General features: G+C 47.9%; 14 protein-coding genes. 2 read left to right on the top strand and 12 right to left on the bottom strand.

The window, feature by feature from the left end; genetic code table 11:
* Positions 1-166: 166 nt before the first annotated feature.
* From uidA to LHUE1_RS05540, 11 genes are all read right to left on the bottom strand, one after another.
* Positions 167-1978 carry a beta-glucuronidase gene (uidA, locus tag LHUE1_RS05590; protein ID WP_049171848.1) on the bottom strand — a complete coding sequence of 604 codons (1812 nt, stop codon included), beginning with the start codon at positions 1976-1978 and terminating at the stop codon, positions 167-169.
* Between the two features lie 479 nt (positions 1979-2457).
* Positions 2458-2787, bottom strand: coding sequence for an AzlD domain-containing protein (locus LHUE1_RS05585; protein WP_049170013.1), 330 nt, complete (start codon positions 2785-2787; stop codon positions 2458-2460).
* The gene (locus LHUE1_RS05580) at positions 2774-3484 is read right to left on the bottom strand and encodes an AzlC family ABC transporter permease (protein WP_049170014.1); all 711 of its coding nucleotides are present in this window, start codon (positions 3482-3484) and stop codon (positions 2774-2776) included. Before LHUE1_RS05580 ends, LHUE1_RS05585 begins: the two co-directional genes overlap by 14 nt.
* Positions 3485-3721: 237 nt before the next feature.
* A complete protein-coding gene (locus LHUE1_RS05575; protein ID WP_049170016.1) occupies positions 3722-3985 on the bottom strand; it encodes a bacteriocin immunity protein in 264 nt (87 codons plus the stop codon).
* A 34-nt stretch (positions 3986-4019) separates the two neighbouring features.
* The gene (locus LHUE1_RS05570) at positions 4020-4652 is read right to left on the bottom strand and encodes a hypothetical protein (protein WP_277848301.1); all 633 of its coding nucleotides are present in this window, start codon (positions 4650-4652) and stop codon (positions 4020-4022) included.
* Between the two features lie 208 nt (positions 4653-4860).
* Entirely contained in the window at positions 4861-6303 is a 1443-nt protein-coding gene (locus LHUE1_RS05565) for a C69 family dipeptidase (protein ID WP_277848298.1), read from the bottom strand.
* A 67-nt stretch (positions 6304-6370) separates the two neighbouring features.
* On the bottom strand, positions 6371-8212 hold the full coding sequence (locus LHUE1_RS05560; protein WP_277848297.1) for an ATP-binding cassette domain-containing protein: 1842 nt from the start codon (positions 8210-8212) through the stop codon (positions 6371-6373).
* The gene (locus LHUE1_RS05555; RefSeq protein WP_049170019.1) at positions 8199-9989 is read right to left on the bottom strand and encodes an ABC transporter ATP-binding protein; all 1791 of its coding nucleotides are present in this window, start codon (positions 9987-9989) and stop codon (positions 8199-8201) included. The genes LHUE1_RS05560 and LHUE1_RS05555 overlap by 14 nt, the downstream gene beginning before the upstream one ends.
* A gap of 356 nt (positions 9990-10345) precedes the next feature.
* Entirely contained in the window at positions 10346-10720 is a 375-nt protein-coding gene (locus LHUE1_RS05550; RefSeq protein ID WP_249443876.1) for a hypothetical protein, read from the bottom strand.
* On the bottom strand, positions 10721-11332 hold the full coding sequence (locus tag LHUE1_RS05545; RefSeq protein WP_049170021.1) for a sugar O-acetyltransferase: 612 nt from the start codon (positions 11330-11332) through the stop codon (positions 10721-10723).
* A gap of 140 nt (positions 11333-11472) precedes the next feature.
* Positions 11473-12849, bottom strand: a complete 1377-nt coding sequence (locus LHUE1_RS05540) for an Nramp family divalent metal transporter (RefSeq protein ID WP_049170022.1) — start codon at positions 12847-12849, stop codon at positions 11473-11475.
* A 230-nt stretch (positions 12850-13079) separates the two neighbouring features.
* Between LHUE1_RS05540 and LHUE1_RS05535 the strand changes: the two genes are divergently transcribed.
* Both LHUE1_RS05535 and LHUE1_RS05530 read left to right on the top strand, forming a co-directional pair.
* Positions 13080-13718 (top strand): TetR/AcrR family transcriptional regulator, encoded by a 639-nt coding sequence (locus tag LHUE1_RS05535; RefSeq protein WP_049170023.1) that lies wholly within the window; start codon positions 13080-13082, stop codon positions 13716-13718.
* Between the two features lie 261 nt (positions 13719-13979).
* Positions 13980-14753 (top strand): sulfite exporter TauE/SafE family protein, encoded by a 774-nt coding sequence (locus tag LHUE1_RS05530; RefSeq protein WP_049170024.1) that lies wholly within the window; start codon positions 13980-13982, stop codon positions 14751-14753.
* Between the two features lie 423 nt (positions 14754-15176).
* Here the strand turns inward: LHUE1_RS05530 and LHUE1_RS05525 are convergent, their stop codons facing one another.
* Entirely contained in the window at positions 15177-15497 is a 321-nt protein-coding gene (locus LHUE1_RS05525) for a hypothetical protein (RefSeq protein WP_010490230.1), read from the bottom strand.
* Between the last annotated feature and the right edge of the window lie 8 nt (positions 15498-15505).

Raw genomic sequence — 15505 nt, 5'->3', positions numbered from 1 at the left:
TTTTGTCAGCTGAATGATAAGCTTTTCAAGACAAAAAAATACCAAGCAACTGCTTCTTTCTCAGAAACAGTCGTTTGGCATTGGTCATGCGAAACAACACCCATCAGATAGCGCCAGATGGGTGCAGCATCGCTAAATGAACCTTTAGTTTGACGCGGAGATCAAGTTACTTGGCTTTATAATCCAGCGGCAGCTTGTTCCAGCGATCGTGGTAGAAGAAGGCAGCTTCTTTTGGCTGGCGGTCGCGGGTGAAGATCCCTTTCTTGTTACCATTGACCCGCATGTTACCCTCAACGGTCTGGAAGTCAGCAAGGTTCCAGACTTGTTCGCCTTTGATAAAGTCATAGTCATCAAAGACGCGGCTGAACATTTTCAGGACTTCAACTTGATATTCTTCGGTCCACATCACGCTTGGCAGCTTGTGCAAGCCAGCTTCGGTGTCGGCACCGAACTCGGTGAAGACAACCGGCTTCGTGACGCCGGCCTTTTGCCACTTGTCCATTTCATCACGCAGACCGGCTTCCCCATCGGAAATCTGGTAGCCGCCAAAATGATACCAGCCAGGATACCGATTGAGCATGTAAAAGTCTGGGAAGTCGAGCACTTTGGACGTTTCGATGGTGTCGTCTTCGCTCAAGGTAAAGGTCCGCGGCCGACTTTGTGGGTCAAGATCCTTGGACTCGTCGAAAATTTGTTTGAAGTAAGGAACCGCATTTTCATCAATTGTATCGGGTTCGTTGAAGAGGCTCCATGCCAAAACGGATGGGTGGTTCTTATCGCGCTTGATCAAATCACGGATCTGATCAATATGGCGTTCGTGCAACTTCTTGAGCCATGGCCCTTTAAAGAAGGACTGGTTCAAGCCGCCAAGAAAGGCTGCCGCAGCCATTTTGAAACCAACCGCCGGCACTTCATCCGTTAGCAAGAACCCTTCTTCATCAGCAATCTTGTAGACTTGCTCGTCATATGGATAATGCGAGGTACGGAAGGAGTTCGCGCCGATCCACTTCATCAAGGCAAAGTCCTTCTTTTCAACGTTCAGGTCAAAAGCACGGCCGGCAAATGGCGAATCTTCGTGACGGCCGAAGCCTTTCAGGTAGATGGGCTTGTCGTTGACCAGAATATTGGTACCGGAAATCTTGATCGTCCGAATCCCGATGCGATCGGTATAAGTATCAACCGGCGTCTGCGCGTCATCGCCAACTTGAATGGTCAAGGTGTAGAGATAAGCGTTGCGTACCTGCCAGAGATGGGCGTTCTTAACCTGCAGAGCGCCTTCCTTGCCTTGGGCCGTTGCCACAACCTGGCCGTCAGCATCGGCCAGACTAACCGTTACAGGGGCATCCCCGTTGGTTGTCACCGTATAGTTCACGGTAGCGTCTTGGCCATTTAATTCAAACGTGGTGGTGTAATCCAACACCCGCTCCTGTGGCAACGTCAGCAAATGAACGGACCGGTTCAAGCCGGAGTAATTATAAAAGTCGAAGAATGGCCGAACCATTTTCTTCCCATTCCGCAACGTGATCGTGTCGCCGGCTGGTAAGGCTTCGCGGGACAATTCGTTGTTGCCTTTGACGACCACGGTGTTCTCGGCACCGTAGTGAACGGCGCTGCTGATGTCCGCGGTAAATGGCAAGAAGCCGCCTTCATGCGACCGGATTTCTTTGCCGTTCACAAAAATCGTTGCGCGGTGGGTAACGGCATCAAACCGTAGAAACAGCGCCTTGCCTTTAGCCGCAGACGGAACGAAAAACTTGCGGCTATACCAGAAATCCCCGGTATATTCGCGACTCTCTTTATCGGTAAAGAAGTCATTGAAACTAGCCGGTACCGGCATCGAAACGCCATCGTGAAAGCCGGTCTCCCAGCCATCTTTCACGCCTTGTTTCGTTTCATCAAACTTAAATTGCCATAGTCCATCCAGTTTCTGATCAGTGCGCTGATCATTTGTCACTGGGTACAACAACGATGTCTCCATGCAAAAAGCCTCCATTTCAAGTTTTACGAGTGCGTTTTCTGAAATCGCTTTCACCTTGTAGTGTACTTATTTTAGTAAAACTTGTCAATGGCTATTTTGTTTGTGTCTTAAAATTCTGATATATGAGTTAATGAGGGTGTCTGTGAATTTCAAGAGGAGAAACAAATTTGTTTTTACTAAAATATTCCACGCCGTGCCAAACTACGCAATCTCCGGCCAGATGGGGCTGGAACGTGGTGGACACGACTTAGAGCCTCTGCAAAACCGGCAGAGTCTCTAAGCTCGGCCTTGTACTACGCCGGGAAGATCGCCCGGCTAGTACAATTTCACCACTGAGCCCCATCTGGCCTCCGATTGCTCCGCTTTGGCACTGGATCTTAACAATTTTAACGAATCATTCTTTCGAAAATAAAAAGCGAACTATTCATTCGCCTTTGTTCAACAGCTTTAAAAGACATCTCAGTACCGACCTTTGTTGCTTAAGTCCACCCTAGCAACCGCAAAACAGCCATAGAAACCACCCCGGCGACAACGACAGCGAATAAACTTTTAGTGATGATTGCAACACCAATTGCTGGCAGGGACGCTAATAAATTGGGCCAGTTGACGCTAGGCCAGTGACCGACGTGGATGACGAGGAGGTTTTCTACAAAAATGGCTGAGAGGATGGCTACCGGAACAAAACTCAAGAAGTGCAGTAGCCACTTGGGGATTGTCATGCGTTTGACCAAAACGATCGGCACCACGCGTAAGAGCCACGTTGCTAGTCCACAGCTCAGGATTGCGATCAATGTGTCAGGATTTTGCATGACGTTCCACCTCCATTCCAAATAAACAGCCAATCACCGTTGCGATAATGATCGCCGTTGTGCCGGGTAAATAACGCACCAGCAGTACCATGGCGACGGCGACCACTCCGGCGACACTCAAATGCCGCAGGAACGGTTTTGACCGATCCGTAATCATCTGTAGGTAAAGCAGCCCGATGAACATCGCGACAACGGCAAAGTCCAAGCCGAAGTTGTCCGGATTGGGAATCATCCCGCCGATGACGGCACCTAAAAGACTAGCGACAAACCAGACTAAGTAAGCCCCGACATTGACCGTATGGAACCATGGTGCGTTCAAATGGTGGTTGGTGTAATTGAGTTTATTCATCGACAGCGCAAAACTTTCATCTGTCAGCAAAGTGCCGATCAGCACATTCTGGGTCATCGATTCATCTTTTAAATAAGGTGCCACGGTCATGGACATCAAACTCATCCGCGCGTTAATCAAAGCAGTCGAAATCACCATGGCGCCAATCGGGCTGCCGGCAGCCAACATGCTTACCAATACGAATTGCGCCGATCCGGCATACACGATCAGCGACATGAGCCCGATCATCAGCAGCGACAAGTGGCCGGTTTTTGCCACAATCCCATAAGCCATCCCCACCGTAATATAGCCAAACACCGTTGGCATGACATCATGGATGCCACTTCGAATCGTCAGCTCATCGTTCATTCCGGTCCCTCCGTCATTAGTATATTAATGTTAGTGTACTATTTACTAAGAAGGTTGCAACCGAAATCTAATGGAAAATGCTGCGCCCGATCGCAAAAATCGGGGGCTCAACATAAACACCCGATCACGCTGAAAAAGTATTTACCAGCATGATCGGGTGTTGAGGTTTACCTATGAGAAAATAATCGGCATATGCCGCAAGCGGCAAAAAGTGTAACTATCCTGAAGAACCATTTACTAAAAAATGATATTGCCTCGATTACCCATGCCAAGATATTGCGCCGCAACCTGGGTCAGAAAGTCGACAACCTTGGGCGATAACTTTTGGCCAATCGCTAAGGGTTGCAGTCCGGTTCTAATTTCGTAGGCAATTCCTTCCTCGTTGTTGCCTTTTTGTCTCCGTTCCTCCGCATGTTTCAAAATTTCCAACTCCGGCCCAGTGGTGGTTGGATCTGCGATGAGCGCTGGCAGTTGGCTTAAAACTGATTCTTTTCTTTTCATTTCGGATACCTTCCTAACTAACGAAAATCCTTCTTCACGACTGCCCATCAGGCGTTACCTTAAAGTTATGTTTCAACTGCGGCCAAACATGCTCGTCGGCCCACGCAATGATGATACCATTGCCCAAAAACGAGAACAACGTTGCAACGTTAATCCCCAGCAGTTTACCCGTCGCGATCCAGGCAATGACGGCCACAATGATGGGTGGGATGAAATTGGTAATCTGTGACGCCGTGGCATTGCCTTTGAAATACATAAACCGCAAAATGTTGGTGGTGTCATCGTTGGGATGCATGATAATGTTGGCGCGCTGATAAAGTGAAATCGCCACGCAAAAGCAGAAAACCCCGAAGCAGGAAACAAAAATTCGGGCCAGAACCGACCAGCTTCCAAGGCCGAGCCATGTGAACACCCAGGTAAAGACATTGACAAAATAACTGAAAAACAGCGTGTAAATGATTTCGCTAATCAAGCGCGGCCAATCCCAATGGTGGATGAGGATTAAGTTGGTCAAGGCGTTAAGCACGCCAAACGTGAACAGCACGGCACCGATGTTCCAGCCTTGCCAATCGTTGAGGTTAATCGCCGCTGCCGTCCACAGTCCGCTGCCCATTGCGCCGACAATGCAAAGTCCGTTTCCGGCAGCATTCAGCACAAGTCCGACAATCAAACCGATCCAGCGTTCTGTTTTTGTATTTTTAATGAGCTGACCTTCTTTCTGCTTCGTTGCCTTTTCTGAAACATCTTCTCGACCATTATAAACGCCCAACCGCATTGATGAGAACTCATCGGTGCGATTGGGCGGTATTTTTGGTGAGCGTGTTAAGCTGTGTGACGGTATTTGACACGCATTCACGGCAAAAGTCAGCCGTTTTTTATAGCTCGCCACCTTTTTCAAACGTCGGCGTCATTTTCTCTGCCCGAATGCAAACCAACCGATACAGTAAGTATTGCAAATCGTTCGTAATCGTTGCGGCGGTTTCGGCATTCAATTCGTCGTGCCAAGCTGGCAGATCCTCCGGCTTCACATCAGAAAATCCTTCGTCGCCTTTCGCCACTGCCGCGCGCCCTGCTGCGAAACCAAACTTGCGGCTTTCCGAAACAGCCACTTCGGCATCCCAATTATGTTCAGCGAATAACGGATCGGCAACCATCGCAATCAGCTTGTTCAGCCAATAAAAGCTGGCCGTCGAACTTTTATCGGTCGGCGTGTACTGGAAGTTGTCCGGTGTAGTCGTGCAGTTGGCGAAGAACGGTACCGGCGTGTTGAAAATGTTGACCCCTTCCGCCAGCCAATGAATCGCCGCGTGCGCTTTTGGCATGTCCGGCCGAATCTGCAAAATATGCATCTCCTGATTCCGATTCATCCCGATCGGTCGGTAACGCTTGCGGGTTTCCGGCGTGCCTGTCTGCCCATACGGATCAAACTCGGTGGCTTGATAGTGACTACTCAGCACCAGCGCCACATCTTCAACCGAAATCAGGTGACTAGGCACCCGACTAAACGGCATCGTCCGGCTTTCGGGGTCTTGCTCAACTTCCGGATTCAGCATTTTCTGGGCATACCAGACGCGCGGCGTATTGTAATAGTGATCCGCCTGGGTATCTTCACCGAAAATGTCGCGAAAATTAAAGCCTTCCTTGGCCTTATTCAAGTGATAGCGATCAGCAAAGTCTTTCAGATCGGCACTGTACTGAAAATGTTCCGGCGCATTAAAATCAATTTCCTGAATCCCGGTCTGGTTCGGCGCGAGAACGTAACTGTCGTCGGGAATGCGTTCAGCCGCCCAATGATGGCCGCCAACCGTTTCAAAATACCAAATCTCGTTCGCATCGGAAAAGGCAATGCCGTTACTCTCACAAGTGCCATACTTGGTCACCAAGTCACCCAGACGCTGCACGCCTTCACGTGCGCTGTGAATGTACGGCAGCACCACCGTCAGCATGGCTTCTTCGCCAATACCGTCCGGCTCAAGCGGATCCAGTCCCAGCATCGTGGTATTCGTAAATTCGGTCTCGGTCGCACTCATCGCCACATTGTCGCTATTGATTCCAGCCTCGCCCCATGTGCCATCGCTCGTGTCGGCCACCGGCGTGCAGGTATACTGCAATGGTGACTGCGGCAAATCCAACTGAAACCCATTAAACGTTGACACATACCGTTGCGGCTGCTCATCCGGCTTCACGACAATAAAACGTTTAGGATTAATCCCGCCAGCCGCATCCTCATTCCGGGCAATCATGGTCGACCCGTCAACCGACGCCTTCTTACCAACCAGCAACGCGGTACAACTCGAATGATTCACAAACTGATTCATAGACCCGCTTCCTTTCAATTATTTTTATGATAGCACTGGTTGGGGTGCGGATTTTCAAAAAGTTGCTTTACTCCCCAGCTGCATCCAAGTTAGCATCAAATGCATACATATCAGCTTGACTATGCCACAATTCCCGAAAATAGGCTGATTGGCGAAGTAGTGAACTTTTCGTGCCAATGCCATCAATCCGCCCATCACGCATCAGAATGATTTTGTTGGCCAATGTCACCGCGCCGATTCTGTGGGTGATAAAAAGTGACGGCGTATCTTGAGACACTTGCTTGATTTTTGAAAACAATCTTAGTTCTTTAATTGGATCCATGGCAGCTGAAGGTTCATCCAGAATCTGGTAAATGCCATGTTTGTACTGCGCTCTGGCAACGGCAATTTGCTGTCGCTGACCGCCACTGGGTTGAAAATCTTCCTGACTATAGGTGCCAATCGCCGTTTTCTCGCGATTCGGCAAGCGGTCGACCCACTCGGCAATACCATTGTTCATCATGACGTCACGCAAGCGCCCCTGATCTTGGTCGACACTCGCCGAAATGTTCTGGGCAATCGAAAAATCAAAAATAGCGTAATCCTGAAACACAACTTTAAACAACGCCAAGTAGTCTGCTTGAGTAAACTTAGAAATATCCTGACCATTGAACAGAATTTTCCCCTTCGTTGGCCGATACAACCCCAACAACAATTTGACCAAGGTGCTCTTGCCGCTCCCGTTCACACCAACTAACGCTGTCACGCCCTGCAAATCAAGCTTTAGGGAAATATCATGCAACACCTCCGGACCATCAGCATAAGCAAACGATACATGAACAAATTCAATCACATTCTTCGTCTGTAGCGGGAGTGTGACCCTGCCAGATGAGGCGGCAGGCTTTTCTGGCGGTAAAATGTCGCTGGCATACTGCACTTGATTCTGGAAACGAAGAAATTGCTGCCAAGTCGCAATCATCACGCTAACGGCACTCGTCATCTGCACAACACTGCCAAACAAAGTATTCAACTGGCCAATCGGTAACAAGCCTTCCTTTATTTTAAAGACAACCAGGATGAACAACACGAGTGTTGCAAAAGAAGCCATGATGGCCGTTACAATTTGCGATAGGCTATCGTTGATAATCAGCTTATGATTGACACTTTTTTCACTTTTCCACGTGGTTCGATACCGATTTTGAATCGGGCCGCGCAAGCCCCACATTTTAATGGCCTTGATATTCTCATACGAATTGACGATATTCATCAGAAAATAGTTCATCTTACGTTCCAAGTTCATTAAATACTTAAAAAGTTTGATGTTCGAGTGTGTCAACTTTTGATAGATCAGGATTAGTCCATACTCACCCAACATGATCAGTAACAAAGACATGACAATGACAATTGCCAACTTGCCGCTCTTGGTGGCCCCGACCATGACAATCCACCCGATCAGTCCCAAACCAGCCGCTATCGTCACCAAGCTCTGAACGAGATTTTGAAATTGGGTAAAGAAAGCCGGAATGCAGCCAGAGTACCGAAACGACGCCTCACTTTTCATCATCTTTGAAAAATATCCTTGCGTCTCAAGCTGCTGAAAATCAACCTTTTCCCACGCTTCATAAATCGCCGTCTTCAACCGCTCATTTGCGCGAACCGAGGCAATGTCCAAAAATCGCTGTAAAATGGCCGCCCCGACATAAGCCATTGCTGCCGCACTATAAAAGTACAAAACGATCTGCATAATTGACTGTCGCTGATTGGATAAAATTTGATTTAATATCTGCGTGTTGCCCAAGATCACAATCAGTGGCGCGACCGCATTCAAGATACTTATCAGCAACGTTAAGCCGAATAAACTTTTCCCGAAACGATAAATAAAGCGAACTGTTCCGATCCCGTGCCGAATTTCTGTTTTACGATGCTTCATGGCCGTCACTCCCAACATACAATGACCTCTGTGCCAACCAAAGTTTGCGATAATAGTCACAATTTGTTAAAAGCCAGCGGTGACTTCCAGAAGCGATAACGGTGCCATCTTTCATGACCAGAATCTTGACATTCTCAGTTGCCAAAGCCCCCAGCCGATGCGTCACGATGATCGTTGTTTTCTGATACAGCTTCGCGTCAACCAATGCATAAAACTGCTTTTCACTAATCGGATCAAGCGCCGAAGTTGGCTCATCGAGGATATTAATATCCGCCTGACGATAAAGAACTCTGGCAAAAAGTATTTTGTCCTTTTGCCCACCGGAAAGTTGAATACCATTTTCACTCAACTCATTGCCAATGAATGTCTGAATCCCACTAGGCAAACCGGCGACAAAATCTCCCAATCCAACTTCAGCCAATACTGCCTTAACACGCGCTGTATCAATCTGTTGCGGCGTTGTACAAGCCACATTTTCTGCAATCGTAAAATGGAGGATCACGTCATCCTGAAATTCGACCGCCACTCGCTGGCGCATGGCTGCTGGCGCCCAGGTCGCGATGTCTTGGCCATCAATCGCCACTGATCCTGAACTTGGCGTATATAAGCCGCAAAGTAATTTGACCAGTGTTGACTTGCCCGCGCCATTCTCACCGACAATCGCAACTTTCTCTCCTGGCTCGACGAAAAAATTGATGTCATGCACAAGCTCGGTTCCATTCACCTGATAAGCAAGATGCTGAACTTCAATTTTACCTGACTCACTAACCTTCCGCTCTTTTGCGCCGCTGTCTTGGCGGTAAGAGAAGGCCATAAATTTTCGAAAATTGTCAACAAAAACCAAATTCTTCCCAACTGTCACATAGGCATCCCTAAAATTACCAAAGTTCAGGTTGAGTGTTTGGATGGCGCTGATCGCAAAGAGCAGACTGGCAATTGAGACGTTCTGAAGTGCAATCAAGATTAACAGCGACAACGCTAAGCCGATAACGTTAACGAGTCGCTGTCCCAGATTAATGATCAGCGAAAGATTTGAGTAATGGCGTTGCCAGGTCACCAACTTTTGAATCAATGCTATAAAATGCTGATGAAAAAGATCAAACATCGCAAATAGGCGAATATCTTTACCCGTTGAGCGTTTCATCAGCGTCCGCACAAAATAACTTTGATAACTGGTGATCTGATTTTGTTCACCTTTATGGTTGAAATACCATTGATTGCCGATGCGCTGAAAGGCATATTGTAAAAGATTCAGCCCCAAGACAATGGCAGCTGGCCAAATACTCAAAATTCCCATCATGCCAAGCAGCACGATAATTTGGCAACCCGTTCGAATCAGGGTGACCGTCTGTGCGATGATCGCCCCAATCCCAACATTTTGCCCGTTGTAAATCGCTTCGTAAGCTTGATCAATAACCGCTTTTCCATCTACCGAGTCAATCAAACTTTGCCGCCAACCAAAAATATGCTCAGAGAAAACCGGCACGTAATCAAACCGAAAATCAAATGTCAGCAAAGTCAGGCGTTGCTGCAAAAATAAATCAAAGATTCTGATAACATACACACCGACCCCGGCGAGCAAGATGGTCAAAATCACCATAGCTAGCTTCAGGTCTTTCGCTTGGATAAGAACAACTGCGAGCGAAGGCAACAACGATATCCCCGCAACATACACGCTCTCAACTAAACAAAGCCCCAATAAGATCACGACAAATTTGAGTCGATATTTAGCGGCAAATTTGGAGAATATGTAGAACCAGTTGCTTCTTTGACTCATAGCGGTCATTCCTTAATCAGAAATACGCGTCTAAAGGGTATGCTTGTTACGATCTGCGTTTTATGTTAAATAAATTAGAACAATTTGATATTAATGAGAAAATACTCCTAGAGCAATGACATGTCAACCTCCCTGAAATGGAAATACACTAGAAAAAAGATCATGAAAACTCATTTCTACTACTCAAAAAAAGAGTTAGTGGAGGAATGTTTTCATGACCTATACCTGCCATGTTTGACCATTAGTTGATGAGACTCATGCTAATGCGTTATACCAAAAACAACCTTAAAGAGAGCATGTTGATGAAAGCAGAATCATGAACGTCTACTCAGCGAAACACTGCTTTTGCAGAAGCACTACTTTTCCCCGTCCGCTTTTCGCTTCAATGCGCGTTCAACCATTGACTTAACTTTCTGCGAAGCCTCATCGTATTCAGCTTTAGACAACCTTATTGTCACATAATCAACTTTAGTCTTATTGTCTTTCATCATCACCGAGATTCTCAATGGAACGCCGAATTCTTCAAAGAGAACGCTCAGTGACGAGAGCGTATGAAAAGCCTGCAAATTTTCTAAACTTGACTGGATATTTGAGATGTTATAAACCACATAGTCTTCGATATCTTGTCTGTCGAATTGGTTTCTTTTAAGCCCAGCGTGTTCGGCTGACTCCTTCACTAAACCGTCAAATGTAAAAGTCATGTCCAGCCCCCTAAAGGTTCGTGCTGCCATTTAAAGCGACTCAATGTCAATCGGCTTCCCATGATCATACGTCTTTCGATCGTCATCCGTAATCTCACGAACAACCCGACACGGTGAGCCGAATGCCACGACATTAGCCGGAATATCATGCGTAACTAAACTGCCAGCGCCAATGACACTGTTATCGCCGACCGTCACGCCAGGCATGACCGTGACATTTGCGCCAAACCAGCAATTCCGACCGACATGAATCGGTTTATTGTATTGGTAACCTTGTTCACGCAGGCTCGGATCAATCGGATGCGTGGCGGTCACCAAGGTTACGTTAGGACCAAACATGGTTCGATCGCCCACATAAATATGCGTATCATCAACCAACGTTAAATTGAAGTTGGCATAAATACCACTGCCAAAATGAACATGGGCGCCACCAAAGTTAGAATAGAACGGCGCTTCAACGTAACTTCTTTCACCGATTTCCGCAAACATCTTTTTAAGCTGGGAGAAGCGTTCTTCCTGATGGGGCGCCGGAATGCGATTATAAATGGCCACTTCGTCAATGTCAGCCAGTTGTTCTTTTTGCAAATCCGCATCCATTGGCTGATACAGTGCGCCGTTGTGCATTTTTTCTTGGATTGTCATGCGATTATCCTCCTTTTTTACTTGTTCTCTCGCTAAATCGTATCACAGTCTCGGTACTCACCATAATGCGCTTTCTAGTTTACTCAAAAAGTCCACTGGACGAAACTCCGCCCAGTGGCCTTTTTGCATGCCGTTCTTATTTATTTAACAAAGCCCAATGTCTGAGCAATCAAGTAAAGGTTTAAGATAATGAGCACCGCACTGATGAGCCACGCCAGCCACTTGACCCAGGCGTGGTTGGCAAATTCGCCCATGATCTTTTTGTCGCTGGTGTAGCGCACCAACGGGATGACAGCGAACGGTAGCGCGACGCTTAGGAAAACCTGCGAAAACGTCAGCAGTCCCTCAATCTTGGCTTCGTTGCCGTGATAATAAATGGCGAAAATCAAGACCGGCGTGACGGACATGAGCCGCGTCAGAATGCGCTGTGCCCAGAGCGGCATTTTCAGATGGATGAAACCTTCCATAATAATCTGGCCGGCTAGCGTCCCGGTGATCGTTGAACTTTGACCGGATGCCAGCAATGCGATCGCAAACAACATGGAAAGCATCGGGCTGGCAATGGCGCCGACAATCTGTGAATTGCTTAAGGCATTGAAAAGATCTACAAAGCGGCCTAATGAGCTATTGGTGCCGAAGAAAAGCGCCGCTCCAAGAATTAACAGTAATGAGTTGACGATAAACGCCATCGTCAGTTGCAAGTTGGAATCAATCGTTGAAAACTTAATCGCCCGTTTGACATCGTCTGGCTTGCTGCGATCAATTTTACGCGTCTGGGAAATCGATGATCCAAGGAAAAGATCATGCGGCATGACCGTCGCACCCACGATCCCTAGTGAAAGGTACAACATGGATTTATTAGTAACAATATCAGCGTGTGGCACGTAGCCTTTTAACATTTCCGGCACGTTGGGTTGGGCCAAAATGACTTCATAGGCGAAAACCAGCAGAATGACGAGGACTAAAGTAGCAACCACCGCTTCGATTTTTCGAAAGCCGAGGCGCATGAGTAGTAACAGAATTAAAACATCTGTCGTAGTAATGATAATGCCGACAATCAGCGGCATCTTGAAAAGCAGTTTTAGCGCAATGGCCGACCCGATAATCTCGGCTACATCTGTTGCCATAATTGCTAATTCGGTAACAACCCAAAGAAAACCGCCCATGACACGTCCGGTATGCTCACGCGTCATCTGCGCCAGGTCCTTACCGGTCACGATTCCCAGCCTTGCCGCCATTGCCTGCAGCAACATCGCGATCAAACTGGAAATCAAAATAACTGAAAGCAGTGAGTACTTGAATGAAGCCCCGCCGGCAATACTGGTGATCCAGTTACCGGGATCCATGTACCCCACGGCAACCAGAATACCCGGTCCGGTATAAGCGGCTAGTGTCCGCCAAAAACCGGCATTGTGCGGCACTTCAACACTGCCGTTAACTTCATCTAGACTTTTACTCGGCGTGTCTTCAAAATGAATGATCCGCTCACGTTTTGAGTTTTTATTTTCTTTTTCCATGATATAAAGCCCTCTTTCCATTGGTTTGAAATTTGGGTCTCGATTGAGCTATCACTCAACATCGTCCGAGATAAATATACACCCTTCCCAAGCGAGGTCAAGAAAAAGGTTAGGCTAACTTAACTTATTGCCTAAAGCCCCTATTGACGGCGCTCATCGCGTGCTATAATAAAACCACACTGCCGGCTTTAAGTTTTCACTTAATCCAATTTAAGAAGGGATCCTGGTACATGGCCAATTCAACTGATGACATGTTGCATCAAGCGCAATTATTTAATGATTTCACGGCTAAACAGAAACTGATTATCATCGCCGCCATTGATGTGTTTGCCGAGAAGGGGTACGCCGCAACCAGTACGAAGGAAATCGCCGCGCGGGCCGGGGTCGCCGAAGGTAATATTTACAGCCGCTTCACCAACAAACGCGGCCTATTGAACGCCATTATCACACCGGTACTCGACCAGATGTTCCCGGCCGAACTGGATGACTTCATTAAATCCCGGTTGAATCAGGATTATGTGTCATTGGAAACTTTTCTAACCGTTTTAATCAAAGATCGCATTACTTTTTTGCAGGCGAATGCGCAAATTATCAAAATCGTTCTATCGGAATTGTTAAATGACACGCAGGTTCGTGAACAGGTCATTGGCAACTTCACAGCCCAATATTGGCAGACGATGACGCATGATTTAACCGTCCTGAAACAACGGGGCGTGCTGGTTGACTGGCCGTTTGAAGATATTTTAAGAGCTATCTGGTCGACTACCAGCGGCTTGATTCTTGGATTTTTATACTTCAATCAGCCGCTAGACGCCGACACCGTGAACCACAGCATTACCGCAACGATTAAGGCTTTGACGCCAAAGTAGTTGGTAGCATGCAAACATGGTGTAGCCTTCTGTTCCGGTAGTTGTGTGGGTTATGACTCTCAACGGTTGGCAGTTTGCGTATAAAATAAAACTATGTGGTTTTGCTCAGGTTCACTTTAACGCGCTCCCCGGTGCAGAAACCTGCGTGTAAGGACCTTGGTCGCAATGGCTTAAGCCCGGGCCCATCACGCCCAAGACCTCTTACACTCCGGTTTCTAACCGCGCCGGCTCACGCTCATTCTTTTAGAGGAGATTGACTTCATGACTCTCGCGATTTTCGCTTTCCTACTCATTGCCGGCATCGGTGCTGGCCTGACGGCCACGCTGGCTGGGCTGGCTTCGTTGGTTTCTTACCCGGCGTTGTTGGCCATCGGGGTGCCACCGGTGATTGCCAATGTGACCAACACCGCCGCCTTGGTATTCACCGGTGTCGGCTCAGCAGTTTCATCCCTGCCTGAACTGCATGGACGCGGCAAATTTCTGTGGCGGCTCATCCTGTTGGTTTCACTCGGCAGCATTTTCGGCAGCGCCTTGTTGCTGATTGCACCTGCATCGACTTTTGAAAAAATTGTGCCGTTCTTTATTATTGCCGCGGGCCTGTTATTGTTGTTCAGCGGCAAACTGCCCACGCAGGAACATGACCCGAATGAACCGGCGCGCCGTCTGACATTTCGCCAAGAAGCGCTGCAGACCATCGTTATCTTCGTGACCGGAGCCTATGCCGGTTACTTCGGTGCTGCTGCCGGCGTCGTGATGTTGGCAACGTTGACCCTGACCGTGGACCAGCCCTTCATTGTGTCCAATTCAATGAAAAATCTAACCGGCTTTGCGGCTAATGGCATCGCCACCGTCATATACGCTTTCACGACCAAAATCGAATGGCTCATGGTCATCCCCCTCGGCATCGGCCTTTTCATTGGTGGCTACATTGGCCCCATCATCGCCCGGCGACTGCCAGTGCAGTTACTACGCGTTATCATTGCCGTTTTGGCTTTCCTGTTGGCCGCCAAGCTGTTCGCCCAAGCCTATTTCTAATGAAATTTGACATTATCAACAAAAGCTTCTCGAAGCCGGTTCATAATTTATGACTCCGAAATAAAAATGAACGCATCCCAAATTTCGGAAGTGCGTTCATTTTTGTTTCCACGAGGATAATTCGTTCAAATTGCTTAAGTATAGTAGTGCCAAAGCGGAGCAATCGTAGGCCAGATGGGGCTCAGTGGTGAAATTGGTCTTAAACGGGCGGTTTTCCCGTTTTAGACCAAGGCCGAGCTTTGAGACTCAGCCGGGTTTGCTGAGGCTCAAAGTCGCGCCCACCACGTTCCAGCCCCAGCTGGCCGGAGATTGCGGAGTTTGGCACGACCCAGAACTTATTGCCTGAGCTTTTTTGAACGTTCTTACAAAATTACGGCTCAGTTTCGAAAACTTTTCTTACGCATACCATACTGAATGATTCAGTTATAACAACCAAACCGCTAACCCAAACAAAACCAAATGTACCAATAATCTTACCAAGTGATGGCTTACGTGCGGCTTGCCGTACATTGCTATCCCATTAAGCCACGCCACTGCGGACAAACCCAGCAACCCGATCAACAAAACGATGACCGCGTTGACCTTATCCGGAATCACCGCCGCTGTCAGCACCAAGACCGCAGCCAGCGCCGTTAGTTGATTGAAAAGCGGGTTACCTTGTTTGGCTTGCCACGCCTGCCAGGCAACCAGCAGCATCACAAACCCATAACCGCCAATCACCACACGCATCCCGATTGCCGCCATGCGCTCGC

The sequence above is a fragment of the Lacticaseibacillus huelsenbergensis genome, from assembly GCF_029726355.1.
GTDB lineage: Bacteria > Bacillota > Bacilli > Lactobacillales > Lactobacillaceae > Lacticaseibacillus > Lacticaseibacillus casei.
The sequence above is the reverse complement of the archived record's forward strand: the minus strand, read 5'-3'. Positions and strand labels throughout refer to the sequence as shown.

Coding starts and splice junctions, on each gene's coding strand:
- uidA (WP_049171848.1), bottom strand. CDS start 1,978: ATGGAGACATCGTTGTTGTACCCAGTGACAAATGATCAGCGCACTGAT.
- LHUE1_RS05585 (WP_049170013.1), bottom strand. CDS start 2,787: ATGCAAAATCCTGACACATTGATCGCAATCCTGAGCTGTGGACTAGCA.
- LHUE1_RS05580 (WP_049170014.1), bottom strand. CDS start 3,484: ATGAACGATGAGCTGACGATTCGAAGTGGCATCCATGATGTCATGCCA.
- LHUE1_RS05575 (WP_049170016.1), bottom strand. CDS start 3,985: ATGAAAAGAAAAGAATCAGTTTTAAGCCAACTGCCAGCGCTCATCGCA.
- LHUE1_RS05565 (WP_277848298.1), bottom strand. CDS start 6,303: ATGAATCAGTTTGTGAATCATTCGAGTTGTACCGCGTTGCTGGTTGGT.
- LHUE1_RS05560 (WP_277848297.1), bottom strand. CDS start 8,212: ATGAAGCATCGTAAAACAGAAATTCGGCACGGGATCGGAACAGTTCGC.
- LHUE1_RS05555 (WP_049170019.1), bottom strand. CDS start 9,989: ATGAGTCAAAGAAGCAACTGGTTCTACATATTCTCCAAATTTGCCGCT.
- LHUE1_RS05550 (WP_249443876.1), bottom strand. CDS start 10,720: ATGGCAGCACGAACCTTTAGGGGGCTGGACATGACTTTTACATTTGAC.
- LHUE1_RS05545 (WP_049170021.1), bottom strand. CDS start 11,332: ATGACAATCCAAGAAAAAATGCACAACGGCGCACTGTATCAGCCAATG.
- LHUE1_RS05540 (WP_049170022.1), bottom strand. CDS start 12,849: ATGGAAAAAGAAAATAAAAACTCAAAACGTGAGCGGATCATTCATTTT.
- LHUE1_RS05535 (WP_049170023.1), top strand. CDS start 13,080: ATGGCCAATTCAACTGATGACATGTTGCATCAAGCGCAATTATTTAAT.
- LHUE1_RS05530 (WP_049170024.1), top strand. CDS start 13,980: ATGACTCTCGCGATTTTCGCTTTCCTACTCATTGCCGGCATCGGTGCT.
- LHUE1_RS05525 (WP_010490230.1), bottom strand. CDS start 15,497: ATGGCGGCAATCGGGATGCGTGTGGTGATTGGCGGTTATGGGTTTGTG.